The sequence below is a fragment of the Candidatus Cardinium sp. cBcalN2 genome, from assembly GCF_022810445.1.
In the GTDB taxonomy this organism is placed as follows: Bacteria; Bacteroidota; Bacteroidia; order Cytophagales; family Amoebophilaceae; genus Cardinium.
Genome location: NZ_JAACGD010000166.1, coordinates 1 through 258 on the forward strand (window position 1 = coordinate 1; position 258 = coordinate 258).

Below are 258 nucleotides of genomic sequence, written 5' to 3' on the forward strand. Positions count from 1 at the left end.
ATTTTTTGACAGGCTTGTTGCATGATTTCGTTCCGAGACCATTTGCTAAATCCATTCACTAACATGGATAAACTTTGTCCATTAAACGATTCTAATTCTTGTAAATCTATGTTAGCTATAGTTTTAGTCAACTGTTCACAGGCGTCTTCGTTTCGGTTAGGATCCTTGCTGAGTTTATTGACTTCTAGGGCTAAGTTTTTTGGTGTTAGAGAGACGAAAGGATATACATTGCCTCGGCTAGAGCTTTTTCTGAGCGTA

General features: G+C 38.0%; 1 protein-coding gene. It reads right to left on the minus strand.

Annotated features, from left to right (window positions below):
- A partial coding sequence (locus MUW74_RS04140) for a hypothetical protein (protein ID WP_243519218.1) occupies window positions 1-258 on the minus strand: 258 nt, incomplete at both ends.